This is a genomic window from Glutamicibacter bergerei (genome assembly GCF_054495185.1).
Genome location: NZ_JBTMZF010000003.1, coordinates 20,565 through 42,701 on the forward strand (window position 1 = coordinate 20,565; position 22,137 = coordinate 42,701).

At 55.3% G+C, this 22,137-nt stretch carries 18 protein-coding genes; 8 read left to right on the forward strand and 10 right to left on the reverse strand.

Features of this window, described 5'->3' with window-relative positions:
* Positions 1-75: 75 nt before the first annotated feature.
* From ACX5K5_RS17190 to ACX5K5_RS17200, 3 genes are read left to right on the forward strand one after another with little or no spacing between them, the layout of a single operon-like run.
* Positions 76-1,338: a putative type IV secretion/conjugal transfer ATPase gene (locus ACX5K5_RS17190; RefSeq protein ID WP_459175573.1), complete on the forward strand. Its 1,263-nt coding sequence runs from the start codon at positions 76-78 to the stop codon at positions 1,336-1,338.
* Positions 1,319-3,064 (forward strand): type IV secretory system conjugative DNA transfer family protein, encoded by a 1,746-nt coding sequence (locus tag ACX5K5_RS17195; RefSeq protein ID WP_459175574.1) that lies wholly within the window; start codon positions 1,319-1,321, stop codon positions 3,062-3,064. The genes ACX5K5_RS17190 and ACX5K5_RS17195 overlap by 20 nt, the downstream gene beginning before the upstream one ends.
* Positions 3,048-3,632 carry a DUF4913 domain-containing protein gene (locus ACX5K5_RS17200; protein WP_459175575.1) on the forward strand — a complete coding sequence of 195 codons (585 nt, stop codon included), beginning with the start codon at positions 3,048-3,050 and terminating at the stop codon, positions 3,630-3,632. Before ACX5K5_RS17195 ends, ACX5K5_RS17200 begins: the two co-directional genes overlap by 17 nt.
* 71 nt (positions 3,633-3,703) lie before the next feature.
* On the opposite strand, the gene ACX5K5_RS17205 is transcribed toward ACX5K5_RS17200, so the two are convergent.
* From ACX5K5_RS17205 to mobF, 3 genes are all read right to left on the reverse strand, one after another.
* Positions 3,704-4,402 (reverse strand): Abi family protein, encoded by a 699-nt coding sequence (locus tag ACX5K5_RS17205; protein ID WP_443452158.1) that lies wholly within the window; start codon positions 4,400-4,402, stop codon positions 3,704-3,706.
* Between the two features lie 200 nt (positions 4,403-4,602).
* Positions 4,603-5,355: a YfbU family protein gene (locus ACX5K5_RS17210; protein WP_459175576.1), complete on the reverse strand. Its 753-nt coding sequence runs from the start codon at positions 5,353-5,355 to the stop codon at positions 4,603-4,605.
* Positions 5,356-5,503: 148 nt separating this feature from the next.
* A complete protein-coding gene (gene mobF / locus ACX5K5_RS17215) occupies positions 5,504-9,835 on the reverse strand; it encodes a MobF family relaxase (RefSeq protein WP_459175579.1) in 4,332 nt (1,443 codons plus the stop codon).
* Positions 9,836-10,327: 492 nt separating this feature from the next.
* On the opposite strand from mobF, the gene ACX5K5_RS17220 reads away from it, so the two are divergent.
* Entirely contained in the window at positions 10,328-10,681 is a 354-nt protein-coding gene (locus ACX5K5_RS17220) for a hypothetical protein (protein ID WP_459175529.1), read from the forward strand.
* A 214-nt stretch (positions 10,682-10,895) separates the two neighbouring features.
* Here the strand turns inward: ACX5K5_RS17220 and ACX5K5_RS17225 are convergent, their stop codons facing one another.
* Positions 10,896-11,318 (reverse strand): hypothetical protein, encoded by a 423-nt coding sequence (locus tag ACX5K5_RS17225; RefSeq protein WP_459175530.1) that lies wholly within the window; start codon positions 11,316-11,318, stop codon positions 10,896-10,898.
* Positions 11,319-12,197: 879 nt separating this feature from the next.
* On the opposite strand from ACX5K5_RS17225, the gene ACX5K5_RS17230 reads away from it, so the two are divergent.
* Positions 12,198-12,458 carry a hypothetical protein gene (locus tag ACX5K5_RS17230; RefSeq protein WP_013350364.1) on the forward strand — a complete coding sequence of 87 codons (261 nt, stop codon included), beginning with the start codon at positions 12,198-12,200 and terminating at the stop codon, positions 12,456-12,458.
* Between the two features lie 322 nt (positions 12,459-12,780).
* Here the strand turns inward: ACX5K5_RS17230 and ACX5K5_RS17235 are convergent, their stop codons facing one another.
* Positions 12,781-13,041 (reverse strand): type II toxin-antitoxin system RelE family toxin, encoded by a 261-nt coding sequence (locus tag ACX5K5_RS17235; RefSeq protein WP_459175531.1) that lies wholly within the window; start codon positions 13,039-13,041, stop codon positions 12,781-12,783.
* A complete protein-coding gene (locus tag ACX5K5_RS17240) occupies positions 13,038-13,301 on the reverse strand; it encodes a type II toxin-antitoxin system Phd/YefM family antitoxin (protein WP_459175532.1) in 264 nt (87 codons plus the stop codon). The genes ACX5K5_RS17235 and ACX5K5_RS17240 overlap by 4 nt, the downstream gene beginning before the upstream one ends.
* Before the next feature lie 241 nt (positions 13,302-13,542).
* On the opposite strand from ACX5K5_RS17240, the gene ACX5K5_RS17245 reads away from it, so the two are divergent.
* Complete coding sequence (locus ACX5K5_RS17245; protein WP_459175533.1) at positions 13,543-14,109, forward strand: recombinase family protein; 567 nt, start codon at positions 13,543-13,545, stop codon at positions 14,107-14,109.
* Positions 14,110-14,244: 135 nt separating this feature from the next.
* Positions 14,245-15,552 carry an AlbA family DNA-binding domain-containing protein gene (locus ACX5K5_RS17250; protein WP_459175534.1) on the forward strand — a complete coding sequence of 436 codons (1,308 nt, stop codon included), beginning with the start codon at positions 14,245-14,247 and terminating at the stop codon, positions 15,550-15,552.
* A gap of 69 nt (positions 15,553-15,621) precedes the next feature.
* Here ACX5K5_RS17250 and ACX5K5_RS17255 read toward each other — a convergent pair whose 3' ends face one another.
* Together ACX5K5_RS17255 and ACX5K5_RS17260 are read right to left on the reverse strand one after the other, a co-directional pair.
* Positions 15,622-17,289, reverse strand: coding sequence for a UvrD-helicase domain-containing protein (locus ACX5K5_RS17255; protein ID WP_459175535.1), 1,668 nt, complete (start codon positions 17,287-17,289; stop codon positions 15,622-15,624).
* A complete protein-coding gene (locus ACX5K5_RS17260) occupies positions 17,286-19,004 on the reverse strand; it encodes an ATP-dependent nuclease (RefSeq protein WP_459175536.1) in 1,719 nt (572 codons plus the stop codon). Before ACX5K5_RS17260 ends, ACX5K5_RS17255 begins: the two co-directional genes overlap by 4 nt.
* 243 nt (positions 19,005-19,247) lie before the next feature.
* Between ACX5K5_RS17260 and ACX5K5_RS17265 the strand changes: the two genes are divergently transcribed.
* A complete protein-coding gene (locus ACX5K5_RS17265; RefSeq protein ID WP_459175537.1) occupies positions 19,248-19,829 on the forward strand; it encodes a recombinase family protein in 582 nt (193 codons plus the stop codon).
* A 582-nt stretch (positions 19,830-20,411) separates the two neighbouring features.
* On the opposite strand, the gene ACX5K5_RS17270 is transcribed toward ACX5K5_RS17265, so the two are convergent.
* Positions 20,412-21,023: an IS5 family transposase gene (locus ACX5K5_RS17270; protein WP_459175538.1), complete on the reverse strand. Its 612-nt coding sequence runs from the start codon at positions 21,021-21,023 to the stop codon at positions 20,412-20,414.
* Positions 21,024-21,325: 302 nt separating this feature from the next.
* Positions 21,326-22,135: an IclR family transcriptional regulator gene (locus ACX5K5_RS17275; protein ID WP_459175580.1), complete on the reverse strand. Its 810-nt coding sequence runs from the start codon at positions 22,133-22,135 to the stop codon at positions 21,326-21,328.
* Positions 22,136-22,137: the final 2 nt, after the last annotated feature.

Genomic DNA, 22,137 nt, shown 5'->3' on the forward strand with positions numbered 1-22,137 from the left:
CGCTACGGACTCTATGATCCAGCCCCGGAAGGCGCGATCTCCACCACCCGGCAGGCCGAAGTCAGCAACCTCGCCGTGCCCTGGTCACCCACCTCCTACAAAGGCCTGCTGTTCGGCATTGATCTGGCATCAGGGTGGGGCGTCATGCACGACCCGATCTTCGCCTACCCCCACACCGTGAACAACGCCAACGTCGTCGTCATCGGCGACATCGGCTCCGCCAAAAGCTCCGCCGGGAAAACCTGGGGATGCCTGCGCCCCATGATCATCGGACGCAACGTCATCGTCATCGACAAGAAACCCAGCGACTCCAACCCGGAAGAAGGCGAATACGCCGAACTCTGCCGGTACCAGGGCGGGGAACCTGTCACGTTCAAGATCGGCGGCGGCGGATCCTGCATCAACATTTTTGACCCGTCCATCTCCGCGGAAACCGAAGAAGACAGCACCACCGGCGAAACCCCGCCAAGCCAGTCCATGCTGCTGCGCGCAGTCGCCGAAGAAGTCCTCGGCCGGCCCATCAGCCCCCGCGAAGGCAAAGCCCTGCGCACAGCACACCGCCGCGCACTGAAAGACGCCGCCGCCCAGGGCGCCACTCCCACCATCCGTCTGGTCATCCACCGGATGATCGACCCCGCCGAAGAAGACTCCACTCACCTGGAAATCGACAAAACTACTTTGCGTGAATGGGGGTACGACGTCGCCTTCGAACTCGAACGCTTCGTCGAAGAAGACCTGGCGGGAATGATCGACAACGAAACCACACCGGATGTGAAACTCAAAGACGGACTCACCGTCTTCGACGTCTCCCAACTACCAGAAAACGGGCCAGCCCTGGCAATTGTCATGACGGTGATCAACACGTGGATGACCAACCGCCTGTTCAAAGCCAAGAACCGCCGCCAGACCCACTTCGTCGTCGAGGAAGCCTGGCACCTGGTCCATACCTCGGTCGCCAAAGTGATCCGCCGCAACCAGAAAGTCTCCCGCGCCATCGGCTTGTCTAATTGGTTCTTCTTCCACCACGTCTCAGACATCCCCTCCGGCACCGACGCGGAAGCGATCATCAAAGAATGCGACACCGTGCTGGTCTACCAGCAGAAGAAAGCACCGGACGCCCGGGCAGCAGTGGACATGTTCGACCTTCCGGCCTCCAGCTACCCCACGATCCTGAACCTGGCCACCGGCACCTGCCTGATGAAAATCGGCAACGAAGCCCCGTTCGAGGTGAAGCATCTGCGCAGCGACGTGGAAACAATCCTCACCGACACCGACAAAGCCCTGGTTGCTAGGACCACGAGTGAAAAGGAGCAGGATCATGGCCTCCCCACAGCGTGACAGTAACTTCATCACGTTTCTGATCATTGCGGTGCTTGCCGGGATCGTGCTGTCCGCGTTGAACTGGGGCGAGAAAATCACCCCCACGGATTCCAAAGTTTCCTGGAATCCGTTGGATCTGCTCGAAGCGGGCCTCGACGGGGATCTTTCCTGGCCTGCCGCGTCCTGGTTCATCCTCGGCGGCATCATTGTCCTGCTCATCGCCGGATACGTACTGATCACCGAACTATGGGTGACCCCGCGCAAGAACACCGCCACGTTCAATCCCCAGGGTGCGGCGATCACCTCGATGATGGGCTTCACCGCCGCCTGGCATAAGGCACGCCAGATCTATGGGCCGTCGGTCACCAGGAAAACCGCGGAAGCGTTCATCGCACTGGCTGTCTACACCAACGCATCCAAAAAAGTGGCCCTGTATATCCAGCTCGAAGACAGCCTCTGGGTCTATGCCCCGGCCCGCGGCGGCAAAACCTCCAGCATCGTGGTGCCCATGGTGCTGAACGCCCCCGGCCCGGTCCTGGCAACGTCGACCAAACCCGACGTGGTCGCCTGGACTGCCACCGCACGCCAAACGCAAGGCGAAGTATTTGTCTGCGATTGGGAGGACATCACCGGCTGGCCCCACAAGGTGAAATGGACGCCGATCTACGGGTGCGAGGACGAAGACGAAGCACTGGAACGCGGCAAGGCCTGGGCGAATGCAGCACCGATGGAAGGCACCAAAAACGGGTCCTGGTTCAGCGCCAAAGCAGGCTCCGTCCTCGGCCGGCTGCTGCACGCCGCCGCATTGGAGGACCGCACCATGGATGACCTGCTGCTGTGGATCTTCGACTCCCACAACCCTGACCCCATTACGATCCTGGAAGACCACCACAAATCCAGGGCCTTCATCCAGCCTCTGCGTGAGCGTACCGAATCGAGGGCCGGGGAAACCGAAGACTCCATCAAATCCACTCTGCTCTCTCTGGCTGAACCATTGGTCACCGAGAAGGTGCTGTCCCAGTTCCGGTTCCGCCGCGAGGAAGCCTTCGACATCAACGATTTCCTCGAAGGACCCAACACGTTGCATATCGTGGTGGACGGCGAAAAGTCCCCGCTCGGCACGCTGAGCACGATGTTCGCCGATCAGGTCTACCGGGCCGCACGGCGCAAATCCAGTACCTTTGCCTCCGGCCGGCTCTGGCCGGTATTCCGCATGGTGCTTGACGAAGCACCTAACGTGGCAGCATTCAGCAACATGGCCGAGCTCATCACCGATACCGGTGGCCGCGGCATCCAAGTGATCGGCATCAGCCAGTCCTTCATCCAGAACGAAGCACGTTGGGGCAGAGAAGAAGCTAAAGCCATCGAATCCAACGCCAGCCTGAAGCTGATTTTCCCCGGCATCAACAGCGAAGATTTGAAAACCTACGCCAGCGACATGGGCGTACGCGACAAAGCACGCATCAGCCATTCCTCCAGCAAAACCGGCGGGTCAACTACTACCAGCACGGAGGAGAAAGCAATCGTCCGCGCCGAAGAACTCAAGCACCTGCGCTTCGGGCAAGCCACCGCCGTGTATCGGAACCTGCCGCCGCACGTGGTGCACACCGAAATGGTGTGGCAGCGCAAAGACCATCAGGACTTGAAAGACATGAAAGACCAGACACTGCGCACCTGCGGCAAGGTCTTTCTGGACGCCGACCATGTCGGAGGAAAGGAGGCGGAACGTGAGCGAGCAGAATAACCGCGATGAGCTCATCGAACTGATCGTTCCCATCGTTGAGCCACTGCTGGAACGCCAGAACAAAGTCGAGCAAGGACTCCAGGAACAAGAAGCAGTCCTTGTAGAGCTCGCTGGCCAGCTGGAAACGTTGCTACAGAAGAGTAAGGAGCAGACACCCTCCCCGTGGAATCTTCATCAAGGTGACCCCGAAGAAAATACTGAGCTACTGGGTGAAATCAATGAATGGCTGCCGTGGTTCAACGCAACCTACGGGGCGGGGTTGAGCGTGAACATGATTCCTTCGTGTTGGTTCCGGCATCCTAACGTCGTAGCTCACCTGATGGGGTTCTACGTCGCATGGAAGGCCGCCAACTACGGGGCAACGAGTCCTAATAGTGATTTAGTGTATTGGAGCCTTCGCTATCTGCCAGATGTGCTGGATATCGTCAATGCGCCTGGTGACAAGGGAGGTATGGCTGGATGCAGGCGCGAGCACCGTGCCCCAGACCGGGTGGACCCGGTCCCTGAACCGTCCAAGAATGAATTCACTGCATGGCTGACGGAGAACTACTTGTCGCAAGCACAATGAAGTTTCCAGAAATGACTAACCTTGTGGAGTAATCCGAGAATTTTTGTTCTTCGGATTGCCCTGAAAAAGGATTATCGCGTGGGGCGTGAAGCAATAATTGCTCGAACCGTTGAGTGGGAACGCACAAAAGTATTCGCTTCTGCACCGAGAAGCTCAATGACTCGTAGCAGTGCATCGTGATCTGCCTGTGGTGACTTATCGAAAATTGACTCATGATGCGCAATCCGGTTTCTCAGTTTTGCAAGCTTTTCAAGATCTGCATGCAACTTTGTCGGATCTACGGTTTTCGTTCGGTCTACATATCTGAATTCAATTTCAAGACACTCTTCCCACAGAGTTTGGCGCATTTCGTGGGTGAAAAGGTACTTCCAGAATCCAAATGAAAGCTCCGCAAGGATTTTCCCACGTGGTAGCGACGAATCTTTAAAGAATCCTGAATATTCTCGCGCGTCTTCTAGGCTTTCAGACAGCTTTCTTACCGTTTTCTGTGTTCCGGGGGAATTAGGTAGAACCAAGAGCGAAGCATCCTTCGACTTTAACCAGTCCGCTTTTGGGTTAAGGCTCTGCCCCCTACGAAACAACGCTTTGTCGCAGGAATTTCGCAATGCAATCTCAAAGTGAGAAAAGTCTTTGAAGAGCGCAGCTCCCAGATCTGCGTTCCAGGAATAAAGTTCGAGAGCAAGCTTTGCGTCCCCATTCGCAGCATCCATGTATTTCTGGAAACGTCCTTTAGAGATCCAGGGTGGGTGTCCTCCACTGCGCTTCGCCATTCAGGAGGCTCCTCAGGTTGTAGATGCTATCTGTCATAGGTGTTATAGTTTAGTTAGTGAAAGCTCGTCTTGCGAGTTACTGGATGCTTGGCTTAAAGGCCATTCCCTCACCCGTTGTGCGTGAGTGTGAACCTTTAATCCGAGCATCTGCCTTTTAACCGACGCTCATCCCTGCTTGGTTTCGCCCACGCGGTGCCAGCCTAGCGGTTTGAAGGATGCACAGCTGCTCCCGCAATCTGCTTTAGCTCATTTTCGTCTAGAAGATAGCTCTTCAAACCAGATTTCCTGGTTCGATGCTGCTTCACTTCTCGATATTCAGTGAGCATCCGCGAATAAACCGGCATTGCTTGATAATGCGAGTTCCCTTTTTCGGGACCTAGTATGAAGTCTTCTTGCTCTCTCCACTTGCCAGCGCTGACAAGGAAGTTGGCGTAATCTGACATCTGACTTTCGAACTGGTCATTGTGGTCAAAACCATTAAACTTCAAAGCCCTCTGGATTGATTCCTCGATCACAACGCCGTTTTGTTGCAGCTCAGCAATGCTGTACAAAGCGATTCTGAACATATCGAGCACGTCCATAACGAAGTCGCAATGATGCGCGCTTAGCTCATCTCGAATGCCGTAGAACTCAGTGGAATACTCTTTAGTAAAGCCTTGCTCAAGAACTTCTGCCCGCTCAAGCTGATATTTCTTGTCTCCGTCGACGTCCCCAGCATCTTCGGGCAACACGCGTCCAAGAATTCTATGCAGAAGGGCAAGCTTATGTCGGTCGAGTGCGGACAACGTATCTGGCCCGACATCTCTGTTACTCTCGTTTCCTTCGCGATAAGTAAACACCGAATCTTGAAGCCGATCACGCACAAAATCACTAAGAGTCTGACGCCCTTCGGCCGCTTTAGCTTGTAGCGCATCCCTCACGGAATCATCTATACGTACTGTAATTGTCGCCACGAAGATCCTTTCAAAACCATGAAGCGCGTAATACACAGCGTACTGCGTGTATTACAAAAATACAACTGGTCTTTTTCTCGATTTGTCGCCGTCCCCTCCAAAGCTAAGAAGAACGGCCCGAATGCTAAGCTCCAAAAACTCTGAAGTTCTAACGCAGGGAAGAGCCGCTGGGCCCTTTGCGGCGTAGTTCGTCATCGTGCACCTTGTTCTTCTGCTCGTCTTGCAGTTCAGTACGGTTCCTACGCAATTTTTCAAGCAGCGACTCCGCTGCTTGAGTTGGCTTCTGACCGCTCATTTCATGTTCTGCATCTGCCGGCACGGTGCTCTCCTGATCTGTCGCGGGCTGCGTGTTGCCTTGGCTGAGCCGGCGTAGCTCAGCAAGTTTCGCTTCAGCGCTCGTAGGGCTGAGCGTAGTGGCTGCTTCATCATTCTTCTGCGTTGCCATCTCTGCAGTTGCCTCGTCTGTCATCGGCGAGCGAGTGGTCAGCTCCGAGTGCTTGTGCAGCTCGGCCGCACGGTTTCGCAGATCCTGCGCCACTTCACTCTTCTTCACATGAGTCTTCGGCAACAGTTCTGGTTCTGAGTCAGCAATATTGTAGGTACGTCGGTAGGCTGCGACTTCGGCTGCGACCCTGCGCCATTCTTCGGCCCGGTCACCGCGTCCTGGCACTGGACCAAGTGCTTCCAGCCAGACCGGTGGGTTCTGCGCCAGCTGCGCGCCGACCCGCTGCTGCTCGGTCTCGAGCACGTGACGGTATCCGGTGAGCTGCTGCTTCCACGCGTGAGGGGTGCGCGGATCATGCAGCTCGGACGATGGTGCGTACCACTCACCCAGCTCGTTGCGAACATGTGGTGGTTGAAGGTTTGGCTGTTCGAGCTCGCGCAGTTCCAGCTCACGGCTGATGCGTTCGACAATCGTTCCGGAAGCTGTGCTGTGCAGCTCATGGCTACGGTCCAGGATCTCTGCTTGGCGCAGCAACTCTGGCATATTTTCCCGTCGTTGCTGTTCTTCGCGCAACCTGTCCAGCGACCAAGACAAAAGTTTTTCGTTGTTTTCTGGGTCAGAGGGAACTTGGCGCAGCAAATCGTCACCGGTGGTTTTGACCCGGGCGGCCAGTGCGTCATCGGTGAGGTGGCCATACAACCGGCGCGTGTAAGGGCTCAGTCCTTCCTTAGTCGCCTGCTGAGTGGCAGTCTCCCGGTACGGAACAGCCAGAATGTCTGCTTGCGTAGTAGCTCGGCGTTCGAGTTCTTCCAGATGCCCGGTACTCACCTCGCGCAGCGGACGATGCGCTTCGGCGAGTGTTTCGGTCCGGTTTTCGATCAGCGGTTCCATGCGCCATGCCAGCACGGCTGCTGGCTGGTCAGCATTAGCGAATTCGCGCTGGTGGTAGGCGTCAGCCAACAGCGTTTCCAGCTTGATTCCTTGGGATTCCGCGGTCTGCAGATGGCGGTTGACAGCACCCCAGGCCGGATCGGCAATAAACGTGCTGGCAGTGTTTTCCCCGACGACGGTGCGGAAGATCTGCTCAAAGCGTGCGGCCTGTGCCTGGTCTGCCAAGTCGCGGTAGATTTCACCAAGCCCGTTGAGGTCGCGTGCCTTGTCGTGTTCGCGGGTGATCGATTCGTGCGCGGTGATGTTCAGGTCGGTACGTCCGGCAATATCCTTCAGCACTTCATCGGGGCGTTCGTTCTCTGCCAGTCCCACATAGATCTGGTTGCTGTATTTGCCGCGGCTGGTCGCAACGTACGCGCCGGCACGATCGCTCTGGTTGGTGAGCAGTGCGTGGGCCGTGTCAACTGTGGCACCTTGGGCGGTGTGGACGGTGTCGGCGTAACCGAGGATCACGTGCTTTTCCGCGTAAGCGGCAGGAATCACCGCAAGTCCTTGGTGTTGCTGGTGGCGTGCCAGCAGGTGGCCGTCTTGAAAGCCTTCAACTACCCAGGCATCGTTGTTTTTCACGAAGTCTTTGCCCTGGTGAACACTGATCCGGCGGTCATTATTTTTGGTCAGGATGACATCGCCAGCATAGATCTGTGTGTTGTTTCGGCCGGTCAGTGATTGGGTTTCGTCGAGTTGGCCGTTGTGCAGCCGGTAGGCCTGCGCCTTCTGGTTCAGGCTCTGAACCTGCGCATTGGTTCCGGCCAGCATGAGGGATTTGGTCCCCTCGTTGGTGTCTTTCTGCCACGCAGCAAAAACCTGGTCAGCCATGTGGTCCACCGTGCCGGCTTGGATCTTCCGTTCGGCGCGGTAGTACGCCCACGGGTCATCTTTACCCACAGCTGGGGCTTCACGCAGCGCCAACGAGGCGGCGGCTTCTTCAAGGTTCGCGGTGCCATCGATGTTGCGGAAACGGTGGATCTCCTCCAAGTTCACCAGCTGCTCTTCCGCGTTCAGCAGACGCAATAGTCCGCCGGCTCCGACGGCGGAAAGCTGCTTGTCATCGCCGATGGCCCGCACCAGTGCGCCGCGCTTTTTCGCTTGCAGGATGAGGGTCACGAACTGCGGGGTGCCAAGCATCCCGGCCTCGTCAACCAGAACAATGTCACCGGGGTTCAGCTTGTCCGGGGCACGTAGGAGACGGTCGACAGTCATTGCTTCCGCGCCGACTTCATTACCTAGCAGGGAGGCTGCTTTCGCTGACGGAGCCACAGCGACGACATGATGGCCACTGTGCTGCATTGCCGTGACGGCCAGGCGCATGGAGGTGGTTTTGCCGGTGCCGGCCGGCCCGATCCCGGCGACCAGAAGCTTGGGGCTGCAGGAGAATTGCTGAGCCAGCGCTATCTGCTGGGCGTTTAGCCGGCCTTCGAAGTTCTCCAGGACGCGGGTGAATTCCCCCTGCGTCACCGCAGGGATCACCTCGGTCCGGGCGGCCTGCACGGCGGTATGTTCAGCTTCCAGAATGGTCTCGGAAGTGTAGAGGGCTGCGTGGGGTTTCTGGTACCGGTGCACGGCAGTCATTGCTCCGGGTATGGCGGCCGGGACGGGCAGATCCGGGGTGACTTGCAGACTCAACGAGTCCAGGGCAGCGGTCCGGATCTGAACGATCACACTGTCTGCGACGGGCTGTGCTTGGTACTCGTTGGTGAGTTGTCGGCGCACTTCGGCTTCCACATGCGCCGGTGTCCAAGTGGAACGGTTCTGTTCCAGACGGGTGATGGTCGACTGCGCCAGCGTTTCAATCGTCTCCGCTGGCAGCACGTTTATGGGCTCGTAGTCCGGGTTCTGGGCCTTCGAATAGGCACGCACCGCAGCGAACAAATCATCACCTGTCAGCGCTCCAGGAACAGCGCTGAACTTGGTCTGCCAGTGCCCGGTGAGCTCGGAAAGGGAACGGCCTTTCTTCTTTGCCGCACGGGTTTCCAGTGTCGCTTGCTGGGAGAGTTTAATCAGCTGCTTCGAGTTCGGGGCACGTCCGTGGCGCTCCTCAAAGCCAGCAACCAACTGTGCAAGGTTCTCTTTGATGTTGCTCCGGCGTGAGGAGGCAGCTTCGATCGCGGCCATCGGCACCCCGCCGATTTCGATGATCGGACGCTTGCCTTCGACTGTGCGAGCGACTGGGGATGCTCCCAGTTCTTTGCAGACGTACTGCATGACTTTGGCGTTGTAATGCTCCGACACCGACACCGCGTACTTATGAAGCACGGTCCCGTCTAGGGCGCTCCATTTGCCGTCCATGCCGAGTACTTTGTTGGAGACGACGATGTGATCGTGCAGCTGCGGGTCGCCGTCACGTGAGTCATAGTGCCGGAAGGAGGTGTAGATCAGACCACCGTCGACGTCCTCGGATCTGACGCCGTTCTTGCCTCGCCGAGTAAACGTGGCGTTGTTTTCCAGGTACTTCATCGCGTCTTCAATCGCCGCATGATGCGCCTTTTCAATGGCGACTTGCACTTTGCGGTCGCTGACACCCCAGAGGTAGGAGATGCTCTTGGATGGGGAGAACACCATGTCATAACCCGCCACCGCGTTGGACCCTTTATGGGTCTGGCGGGAGATGAACTGGGAGAGCTCTTCCTTGTCCTTAGGCTTGCGACCATGCAGCTCGTAGAAGTGCTGTCCGCCGGCTTTGGCGCGGATGATGCGGCGTTCGTCAGCACTCGGTTCGCGGTGCTTCAAGCGTGTGAAGTCACCCATGGCTGTGGTGATCTTCTTCGTCAGTGCCGCATCGTACTGGTCGAAACGCTTGTAGCGCTGACCGAGTTTCGCCTCGATCTTCGTGCCTGTCTCTGGGTCGATCTGGCCTGCTAGGGGGTGCTGTCCCAGACCATAGAGCAGTTCCATCTGCTCTTCGGTCACCGTGCCAGAGACCCCGAGGTTCTTTGCTCCGCGGCCTCCCCAGATTCCTGGTGGGTGACCGGTGACGGTGTAGTAATCCCCCAGTGTCCGGTCTGCTGTGCGCAGCTCATCGGCTGAAGCGACTTCGCGGGTGTAGTACTGATAGCCGTCGCCTGCGCTGAGCTTATGCAGGGTCATCACACAGACGATTCTAGCAATTCTGACCAAAGTTATCGAGGATGCAAGAGGTGTGACAGATCTATTCTTTGAGAATCGGGAAAAAATCCTGGCCGGAGGTCGTTGACCGTTTCGCAAAGTCGACTGGACGTGTTCAGCTGAGGGACGAGGATGAGGGGCACACGGGAAGGAAGATTGATCTGACCATCAAAAATTTTCTTTTGGTGCGGTTTTGCACATGCGATCTTGGCTGTGTGCAGGTGTGGCCAAGGTGGGTTTGATAGGGTCGCAGCTGTGCCCGGTTAAGTCTCTTGTGTAAAACCGTGCGTGGAGTTTTCCACGTGTGGGCGGGTGGAGATGCCCTGTGATCTCAAAGCCGTCCATAGGTGGAAAACTCCACGCAGCACAGAGCCTGAGCGTGAGTGAAGTCCGTTATCGCTTTGGGCCGGGGTGCGCGAGGGGTGTCCCCTCGCCAAAAAATGATTGTGTTGTTGATGGTGAAGGAATTATTTGATGAGTAAGCCACGAAAGTCTTCTGCAGCGTTGGCCGCCCGGGAGAAAGCACGGGCGAAAGCGGAGGAGATTACTCGCCGCAATGAGGAGCTGATCGAGTTAGCTGCGGGGTTCTTCGTCCACGAGGATCAGCTAGCCAAGATTGACGAAGAGACCGAGCAAAAGATTGCGGAACTTCGCGCGACAGCTGAGCAGAAGAAAGCCACCACTGCGCGTGAAGCTATGGAGGTGGTGGGCCTGATGTTGGCAACGGGTGAATCGAAGAAATCGATCGGCGAACGTCTCGGGTTGAGCAGCGCAGAGCTCAAAGCGTATATTCCGCCGGTAGCCCCGAAGCCACAGGAAGAAAAGTAAACGGGACATCGTGTGCAATTTTTACCCGTGGATCTGTCGCCAGTGACGAACAGCTGATTTCTTCAGCAGTCTCTTAGCTAGGTGCTCTCTGGATTGTCCGTCTCGTTTTGCGAATGATCCAAAAGCAGGATCGCCTAGCGCGGCAACAGTACGGCGCCACGCGCGAAAGTGCCCTTCGTGCTTCTTCTAGGAAGCACGAAGGGCACCTTGAACCTTATTTAGCCCAGCTGGGGTTAAACGGTTCGCACAGTCCATCAATGGGCCGGAACTCCTGCGGGTCCAAACCTTCCAGAGCTTCCGGCCCATCAGCTTGGCCACTCGCCCAATACCAGTACGCTTCTTTACTGATCGCCAGACTTCGCGCGTCACGCGTGCGATACCAACGCGCGGCCACGTCCCCTTCGACATAAGTGCAGTACCCGAATAGCTTTCCTTGCTCGTCTTCGGTCTGCGCGACGGCGAAGATAATGTATGGCCAGGATCCTAGATCCCATCCGTCCCGTCCCCATGCTGAAAGTTCATTCCAGCTAGTGCCCGTCAGGCTCGCCATCCAGTCATACCCTTCGCCGTAAACGTCCCGTCCAACAATGGCTGGGACGGTGACAGTTTCCTGGGTGTCTTTGGTTTTGGTCTGCATCTCTTGGTTCCTTTCGCCTTGGGTGAGAGGGACAGGGAACTAACCACCTGCCCAACGTCTCCCCCAGTTGTTTTTTGCCTGCTGGCGAAATGAAATGAAGCGGGGCCAGCCGCAAAACCCATCAACCCGACAGGGGTGCGGAAACCAGAAAATCTTTGGCCGGAAAAAGCGACGAAGGAGCGCGGACCTAAGAATTTCTGGGTGCAGCACGCCCGAAGCGCAGCGAGTGGCTTGTGGGTTTGGAGGTGGCCCGTACACTCCGAAGGACAGCAGCAAAAAACAGAAAAGACGACCGGCCGCCAGGCCGGTCCACAGCCGGCCGCGCCAGCGGACGCCCGATTCTGGAAAATGAGCAACAAGGTAAAGCGAAGAATCAGGGCGGCGAACGGAACCCTTTAGCTCAGTCTCGCCGCCCTCTTCATCCCCATGAAACTTTTCAGACCTTGCACGGTATCTGTCCCGACCCGATTGATTGATAGATAGATAGATCCATTGACTGCGTTCTTTGCACGTGCTGCAATTAGAATTCTGAGAGTTACCTGAATCTCCCCGAGTAGACCTGTGTTGCTCCACCTGCTCGGCTTATGATCGAGATGCGAACTCACGCGGCGCACATAATTGAATAACCTTTTCGCGAGGTCGAGCAAAGCGTTCCGGGCCACCCGGAACGTTTTCTCATATTTTTTGCCAAACAGAGCAAAATAAACCGTCAATGAGCCCCTGGACTATACGAACTGGGGTGAATGCCAACATGTCAGAAAATCGTGCTCGCGTAGGCCTGATTCTTGTGGCTTTAATGGCCAAGTTAGGGTTGACTGAACACAATAGCAAGTTAGTCTTTAATAAAAGCGAATTGATGTGAATAAAGGAGACCGAACTGTGCTGAAGATTAAGAAGATGGTGACCGCCGGGGCGACAGCGCTCTGCCTGACCGCCGGGATGGTGGCTTTAGCTCCTGCAGCCCAAGCGGACACCCAGACTCGGTGGTACAACAACCTGCAAATTTGCAAAGCTGAAACCAATGCTCGGGTGAAGCACCTCCGAAACAAGGGTTACACGGTCAGTATTCAGCGGTATTGCAAGGGCGAGCAATACATCGGTTACATGCCTCAGTATCAAACGGTTCTTTACGTCAACTGACGCTCATCTGAGGAACAGCGGGTCTGCTGAAGGTTTGGTTGACGCTAAGGTTCATCAAGCAACCGTGATGCAAACAGAGCATCAGAGTAATCATTGGGTAGTTCTCGTTCGATCTGGGACATGTATCAACCATAAGTGCCGATGATGAAGCTCCTCGAAATTGTCCAGTCACCAACTGGACAATTAATGCGCCTCGTCCGTTACTTCACACAATACAGGGCACAATATGTCGGGGCGTAGCTCTCACTGTGTGAATATCGTTCGTTTCTGGCGCACTCACTACAACGTCCCAGACGCGGTTAGCTGACAACCTAGGCAACGACTACCTATAAACCTCGCGACGGTGTGCCACTCGGACGACCGTGACAACAAGAACGTCGTCCATCACCTCATAGAGAACGCGGTAGTCACCAATCCGAACCCGCCACGCGTTAGTTTCACCTACCAGTTTTTTACACCCGCTAGGGCGAGGCTCTCTCTCCAGATCAGCAATACCAGACAAAACACGCCGCCGTATACCCGGGTCTAGCTTCTTCAGCTCTTTAGCGGCCGCGGTAGTAAATTCGACGCGGTACGAACTCACGCGTCCAGCTCAGCGCGCAGTTCACTGAGGCTCATACGCTCACCGCCATCGACCAACTTGGCTGCTCGATAATCGGCGACGTCCCGGAGCATCTCCAGCTGCTCCAAAAGCTCGAAATCTTCAGGTCCAATGAGGACTGCAGCGGGCTTTCCATTCTTCGTGATCTGCACACGCTCATGCCCAAAGTTGGCCCGGCCTACCGTATCAGCCAGTCCATTGCGAAGTTCCCGAATCGTGAGGGAAGAGGTAATCGAGTTCATGTAACCACAATATCATTTGTGTACACATTGGACACAGTGGATGTTTTTAGTCGAACGCTGGAGTACCTATGACTCGCTTCAAAAACGGTCGTTTATGACACACGGACTCGGTGGCTCGACCGAAAAACACCGACACTTGAAAACTCAACAGATTTTCAACGCCATTTCGTCGCAAAACCCAGTGTCATAAACTATGTGCCGATACACTACACGGCCAACGAGTATTGATACATTGGGACGCATGGGACACCTCCTCGGATACGCCAGAGTCTCCACCGCGGATCAAGACGCACAACTTCAACTCGATGCACTGACCCAAGCGGGGTGCTATCGCATCTTCACCGACACTGCCTCCGGTTCGCTCGAGTCGCGCCCCGAGCTCGACAAGTTGCTCGATCAGATCCGCCCCGGTGACACTCTCGTGGTCTGGCGGCTGGACCGCCTCGGTCGTTCTATCCGCCATCTGATCAACCACATGGATGCACTGCAAAAACGAGACATCGAGTTCAAGTCCCTCCAGGAGAACATCGACACCAGCTCCTCCGGTGGCCGCCTCGTATTCAACATCTTCGCTTCTCTGGCCGAATTCGAACGCGACCTCATCCGCGAACGCACCAACGCCGGCCTACAAGCCGCCAGAGCGCGCGGCCGCACTGGAGGCCGCCCAGCATCTCTATCCCCCGATAAACTGCGCACTGCCAAAAGGCTCTATGAGCAACGAGATATGACAGTGACTCAAATTGGTGAGGTTCTTGGCGTCAGCCGTAGCACCGTTTACCGCGCGTTGAACAAACAAAGCAAAAAATAAAGAACGAACTCGTACACACGTAACTGTCGGACGATTTACTCGAGGTTGCTCAGGCTTAACACCGAACTCACGGTTTAGACTGCTCAATATAAATCTATAAGGATCACTTCGTTCTATACGGGTTAAGCTGAGAATATGCCTTGGACACCCCTACATGCCGCACTTGGCGATATTGGAAGCACACTAGATTTTTCGCTGATTCAACGCGCGGTTGACGAAGGCATTGAAGAAAACTCAAATCTTGATTGGAAATCTGTACCACCTCTTACAGCGACAGATGCTGCGGGTCGTCAAGCACAAGGAATCGAACTCGCCAAAGACATTGCAGCACTGGCCAATTCAGGTGGGGGGATGATTGTCTATGGCGTGCAAGAACAGGACGGTGATACCTCTGCGGCTGGACTTATTAAAACATTCAAATCATTCGGTGAAACCGATCTCAGGAATATACGCCAAGTAGCCAACAACCTAATTTATCCTCCTGTCACCGGTTTAGACCTGATGTTCCTTACTGCTGAGGGAAATTCCGATGAAGGGGTGCTCGTCGCGTTAATTTCCCCAAGCGCTGATAGCCCGCACTTGCTGTACCAAAAGGGAAATCATGAGTGGTTTCAAGCGCCATGGCGAGATGGGTCGAACACCAGACGAATGGCAGAACGACAGTTGGCGGACGCCTATAGGCAAAGAGAACAGCGTCGCCAACGTCAAGAACAAGACTTTGCGAAGATCTATTCTGACACGGTCAAGAGCGTTGGGGGCACTAATCCAGGTATCGGACCTACGTGGATCATAGGCGTCGCGGTCCCCTTACAATCGCGACTAGATGAACGCAGGCTAAACGCAATAAGCGCCAGACGTTTCCTCCATGCCAGTCATCAATATTTCAAGCAAAAAGGTTTCTCACCTCTGTCCGAATTACTGGAAAATGATACTCGGGTTGGTCTGCGGAAATTTATTTTTGCTTCTTCTCGCACTAGCGGACCGGGTAAGATACAAGCTCGCATTGAACTTCATGGAAATGGTTCTTTTGCCCTCGCTTTCACGCGCGACGGGGTGTTCGGACAAAACATCAGAGAAGTCGGGCAGGTGCCTGTAGATGATCTCTTGGCCATGGCGAAAGATATTATTGCTTTAATACTCCAGTCAGTCGATTCAGGTTCAATCTCTAGTGACTACATGGTGAAAGCCGGTGTAGAGCCACACACGGAAATTTTCCGCCATCCAGATCCGTCACTTCCAAATCATTACCAGCCCTTTGACGAACGGCACCGAGTGAAAAACCACGAACCTGTTCAGGCTGTGATGGTCACTCGCTATGGGAGAGAACAACTCCTAGAAAGCGCAGCTGAATTCGTCACGGATTTAATGATGCAAATCGGGTCCTGGGTTCAAGTCACCGCAGGCCAGCTAGAACATGAAATTAGAATGAATGAAGATTACTAATTATGGATTGGTGCACATTGCAACTCACATGGGATTCGAGACACCTAGGTTACGTGACAGTAAATATTCTCAACTTGATTGTTCCGGCATCCTAGCGACATGTTCGAGCAATCCGACTTGATCAGTAATTAGCCCGATTCTTAATTCGTTAGCCCAGGTACTTACTCTCGTCGAGTATGGTTGACCCTTCTTCGAGATCAGTGAATCTGCTCGACTGAGTATTACGCCGTGTCTAGCTCGGGAGAGCATCACCAGGAGGACGCGGTGTTCTTCTGCGATCTCGGATTGTTTTTTCGCCAAGAAGCTGGGCACATGGCCTTGTTCGAAACCGGGGATGAAAACCCAATCAAATTGTTGCCCTTTCCCAGTGTGTGCATTGAGCAGATGAACGCCCGGTCGGATGGCGGTGTCGCCTTGATCGAGGATGCGAAATTGCATAAGAGCAGCCTGAATTGATCCGGCATCAGTGGCCAGTTTTTCGAGATGATCCAAAGCCTCCGCCACGTCAGCAGCAGTGTCCAAGTCAGTGGCATCTATCCGGGCGAGTACTTCGGTCTTAAGGACAGCAAGGTCTGGGTTTCCGCCAAGCCGCGTCGTAGCGTCATTGATGAGTTCGATGATGCCCGCATCATCGACAGCGAGGTCCCACCGTGTGCTGGGCAGTGAGGACTCCGCAAATACGGCGTCAATAGGTTTACGTCGCCAGGCTGCTCGACAGATGATTCCAATTGTGGCGCTTGGTTGCTTCTTAAGAATGTGACCCGACGCCCGTTCAATGAACGCGGCTTCTTCTGCCCCCGTTGAGAATTTAGCTCCGACAGTAATGCCTTCTTCGAACCAGGCGTTGGGATCTTTCGGTTGGAGAGCCTGACCACCAAGCCCGACAGAGACCAAGTTCAGCAGTCCGAGGACTCTGGGTGAAGATCGATAGGAGACACCGAGATCGACAGGCTCGCCACAGATCTTGCGCAGTCGTCTCTCCACATCGATTGGTCGGGCACCTGTCCAGCTATAGATGCCTTGGAGCGGGTCCCCCACGAAAGTGCGACTTTGCTCGCAACTGCGAATTGCCAGATCAAGTTGCTGTGGAGAGAGATCTTGAAATTCATCCACCAACATGGCGCCGTAGTGCTTGCGATAAAGCGACGCAATTTCCGGCACACGGATCAGCCTCTGGGCATGTCTGAGTAGATCATCGTAGTAGATCGTCCCTGATTCTTGCCGCGCCGACTCTATCTCGGCCGACTGGGTAATTCCATGGGCGGCAAGGGCTTCAAGTACTTGGCAGTCGCTATTAGGGCGCTGCTTTGCATTACGGAGGTCTTCTTCGATTCGTCTGTTTAGATCACCAGCAACATTCTCTGAAAGCCCGTCGAGCAAGGGGGCGATTGCGTCGGATTGTGTTCGCTTATCTGGCATATTAAATTGCGGATCAATGCCGAGCGTTCTTCCATGTGCCCTGACGATCTCCGCTGCGTGGCCATGGAAATTGTGAATACTGACATATTTTCGAGTGCGTTCAACTCCAAGAACACTAACAAGCCGACCAGTGAGGTTGGACTTGGCTTTGTTCGAGAAAGTCAGGGCAAGAATTTTCTGGTTCGGGCTAAGTCTGGGGATCAATAGCGCTGCCCGTCGAGCAAGCAACTCTGTCTTACCGCAACCGGGCGGGGCGATGACCAGAAGGTTCTGTGCGTCATGTTTCACGGCTTCGCCATAGTCGGGAATTTCTATCATGATTCGCTCGCGACTGTTTCGAGTCGGGTAAGAAGTGCTGCTACGCTCTCGAGCTTCAAGGCTTCATCGGCAGTGAGCAACTTTGAAACGGCCAGAGCAGCAGGCACTTTCCGATTTCCTGATTTCGAACTCGAGCGACAAAACTTGGCCAGAGCTGATATATCCACCTCGGGAATACTGCCCGCTGCGCACGAAGAGAGAATCGCTGACTCATCCGCGACGTGTGCATCGATGAGCATTTCAGAGACCCGATCTGCGCCCAGTGAGCGACAGTATTCGTCTTCGAGATCAACCTTGGAGATGAAGACGGTGGTGCCAATGACATTCTTGGGTCTGCCACCGACAGCCCCGACCCAGCGGGGGCTTTCGGCCTCGTCGACCAGGCCTAGCACGTGAACGTTGAAGCCGTGCGGACCGAGCAACTTGTAGACCGTAGGGAAGTTCTCCGCGCCCCCTAGTTCAAAGACCATCGCACCGATCCGATCTAGTGATATTCCGCGTGCTTGGGCGGCTGCCTCAACGATCAGGCGGTCAGCTATGCCCTCTACAACAATTGCAAAGCGCGCCGTGAGAGCTTCCAGCATGCGTGGCGACCACCAGTGAGCTTGTGTACGCTCTTCAATGGAAAACGTCGTCGGATCGATTTGATGGCACGCGCCGTCCGGGCTGACGGCAACCACTTGTGCAGGATCAAACTTTTGCACGATATAAGGCGAGTGTGTAACCAGGATTTTTTGGTTCACCTGTTTGGTAAGCAGCTCAGCTACAGTACGTTGGCTGGACGGATGCAGATGTAGTTCAGGCTCGTCAATCGCGATTACATTCGCTGCACCCTGGGCGAGATCAAATAGTGTCATTGATATCAGCTGACGGATGCCATCGGATTGTTCCGATAGCGGTGCAAATTCTCCTTCTCGTTTGAAGTACATGGACACGTTCTCGAGAACTGATTTGCTGGGGTCTGCGGAGGTACGGATCGACAGTTGATCTGTTTCTACTTCTTTCGGCATCGAACTCGAGAGGTGTTGTGCCATGCCCTTTCTCAGCTGGGTGAGGGCGGAACTGTCGCTAAGTTTGTCATTGAATGACTCAAGTAACGTGCTGAAAGTAGCTTTTTCATCACCGAGCTCGGACTCGACTGCGCGTAGAAGTATCTGGACGGCACCATCACGACCATCGAGATTATTGACTGACGAGGACCGCACGGCGGGAAGGTAGCGCCATCCGAACGCTACGATCTGTTCTCTGGTAGGAGATCTCACCTCGCCACGCCCCGGGCACCATCTTGAGATGAGGACAGACTCGATGTCTTCCGGATCGATCTGGACTTCGAGTCGAACATCGAGTGACTCTGAGCGGTCGACGGGATCGATGTCAATCTCCCGGTGAAAAAGAATACGCTCGGCATCCGTGAAGGAGCTGAAGGTGGCGGAGACAATGAGTGGCCTGTCCGGCTGCTGCAGGTCGTCGTTAGAAAGATTCTGGTAAAGCTGCGCGGTACTTCCCAAAAGGAGATTGAGGAGCCGCAGGAGGGAAGTCTTTCCGACGTCATTAGCGCCGACAATGACTAGGTGGCCCCGAACTGAGAGTTTTAAATCACCTAAACGTGCATAGTTCTCGACGCGGATGTTAGTCAAACGCACAGCGGCCCTCTTCCGCGATGCCTGGCGCGACAACGCTGTTGAATGAATGGCGAAACCGATGGATTCGGTCACATACCCATGATGTCAGTGCGACAAGACAGAAAAGATCAACTGTTCACGTGTCCTTGGATTTCTTCCACCCATACTGGAATGCGTCGCAAAAGTTATAGGTTGCAAGACGTCTCATCGGGCTCCACTCCCCCAACGAAAAATACGCTAGAAACCAACGGTCCACAATTCTCGCAACTATGTGCTTCAACTAATGTCATAGAATATTGTCTACACTATTAGTTACGAGACACTTTTGAAGGACCAATGACGAAACTGATCGGATACGCCCGCGTATCAACCAAAGCTCAAGATGCGGACCGGCAGATTCAAGATTTACTCGCCGCCGGCGTCCGACGAGATGACTTCTACATCGACCACGGTCTCTCCGGCGCCTTAGCCAAACGGCCCGGACTGGATAAAGCACTCGACGCACTTCACCCGAACGACACCCTAGTGATCACTACCCTGGACCGACTCGGACGCTCGACCCAGAAAATGCTCGACCTCGCCGAAGAGCTCCGCACCCGAAATATTGGACTGCGCGTCCTAAACCTCGGCGGCGGCGACGTGGACACCAAAACACCCATGGGAGCTATGGTCTTCACCGTCATGGCAGCACTCGCGCAAATGGAGCTGGAGATCAAACGCGAACGCATCAACGACTCTGTTACCAAACGCCGCACCACCGGCGGCGATCTCGGCGGCCGACGTCCGACCTTCACCGACTCGCAGATCCGCACTGCGGCGAAACTCCTCCAGGCCGGTGAACCTGCGACCCAGGTAGCCCGAGATATGGGAATGTCTAGAGCAACGCTCTACCGTCGTATTAAAGAACAAAGTATGTAACGCCTATGCCATTCGCACGGTGAGCAAAACGTAATCCAATAAAGAACATGAAACCTGTCGCCAGTAAAAACCTTGATTTCGTAATTTTTTGGCAACGTCCGCGCTGGCGTCAGCTTAAGGCATACCCCAGACGGACACCTAGACCCAGCACACCCTTTCACGCTTTTACTACCGCCCCCCAAGAACGCGAAACCCGCTGAAGTGCCCGGATTTGATCGCTGGTGCAGACGGCTACGGAACGGAATGCAGTTTTGTGCAGGGGACTTCGGACGGCCATGTTCGAAGCCTGTCTGCACTACCTTGAAGTGATGGCACCACCCATCGCAGTCGCCTTCGAAAATACCAGACTCATAACACTTCGAATTCGCCGATCCTTTGACGCGGCAGACCTAAAGCGTTTCCTCTGCCAATGCAGCCCGATCAAGGCTGACCAACGGCAGGGAACTTGGGCATCACCTGATGGACCGATCTGCTCTCCGAAAGCACTTGGACCCATGTCGAATGCAGCTATTGAGAGCCAGCAAGTCATGCCAGCCAGAGTTCACCCGTCGAAAGGTTTCTAAGAACGTGTTGGGAAAGTGGTCATTCGGCCGTTCCGGGTTGCCATGGACGGCGTCCGGGTGACGGTGCCAGGCGCCTAGTCATGAGCCCGATCATGGCCCATTTGACCATGGCCTCGACATGAGCGGGAAGCCGCTCGTAGTCGTGGCCGAGGCTGCGGCAACGCACCACCCAAGACCAGGTACGCTCCACCACCCAGCGCCGCGGCAGCGCTTCGAAGGTGTGCTGGCCCCGGGATTTCTTCACGATATCCAATGTCATCGGCAACCTCTGGCGGGCGAACTCGACCAGCTTCCCGACGTAGCCGCCATCAGTCCAAACGTGGGCGAGTGAAGGCATCTCCATCCGCACCTTGGCCAGAACCTGTGTGCCGCCCTCGCGGTCCTGCATGCTGGCGGCGGTGACCATGACGGCAATCAACATGCCCGTTATATCGACGATGAGGTGCCGCTTGCGGCCATTGGTTTTCTTCCCCGCATCATAACCACGCGAGTCCACCCCCACGGTGTCGGCACCCTTGACGGACTGGGCATCGAGAATGCCAGCCGACGCCATCGGATCCCGACCGTTCGCGTTGCGCACTGTGGCACGCAGCGCATCATGAATCCGGCCGGTGGTGCCATCAGCGCCCACTGCGCAGCGGTCAGGTCGGAGGGATAGGGACGCGGAACTGGATCTCCCTTCATACTTCAATACTGGACCCATCACCGAACTTAAGCACCCGGATCACCACCTCGGACCGTCTTGGCCTGTCCACCCTGAACATGCTTGGGCTCTCCGCAGACCCCGGGACGAGTCGGCATCACGATGTCAGTGCGTCAGACCGGTCGGCCACTATCCGCACCATCGTCCTCATTCTCCCGGAGCTGACCCAGTGTATAACCCAACCCATCCATAGTCCCTTCAGTGAGTCCGCCCGGTACGGCACGCACGGACTAAAGCAGCAGGCCTTGCAGATTTTCAGCGGCGAGAGAGAGCGTTACCCCGAGTTCGGCTCGCAACCTGTCCACCATTCGGTGGGCCGGCACGGAAACGTTGAGTCCGTAAAGTGTGCCGCTTGGTCCCTCGATCGATACGGCAACTGAGGTGACGCCGTCTTCGCTTTCTTCTTTGCTTGTGGAATATCCGAGCCGTCGAATCTCATCAAGTTCGGCTTCTAACTCTGTCCATGACGTGATTGAATTTCCTGTCAGTCCAGGGAGCTCCTGGGTTGGGTACAGGGCTCGGAGCTGCTCCTGAGTGAGCCGGCTTAGCATAGCCTTTCCTGTAGCAGTGCAGTTGGCTGGCAGCCTGATGCCTTGGCGGGAACCGACCCGCACTGCTCTTGAGCTTTCAATGGCATCAAGGAATTGGACCTCTGTCTTCTCAAGTATGGCGAAGTGGACTGTTTCCCCAGTTTGTTGGAACAGCTGCTCTAGTACAGGACGAGCGAGTGCTATAACGTCCACCTGGCGTCTGATGGCGAAGGCGATGGAGCTGAGTGCTTGGCCTGGTTCATAGACGCGAGTAGCTGGGTTTTGTCGCACGAAGCCTCGGTAGAGCAACATCCCCATAAGTCTGTGCGCTGTCGACGATGCAACACCGAGATAGCTACTCGCATCTGTTAATCGGATGCTGGGCTGGGTTTCAAATAACAGGAGGAGCCGTAATGCATTGTCAACAGATTCGATAGGGTACTGCGGCGGCGTACCGTACTTGGATACGGTGTCTGTTTCTGATATCTCCATACGTAATATCGTACTCATCG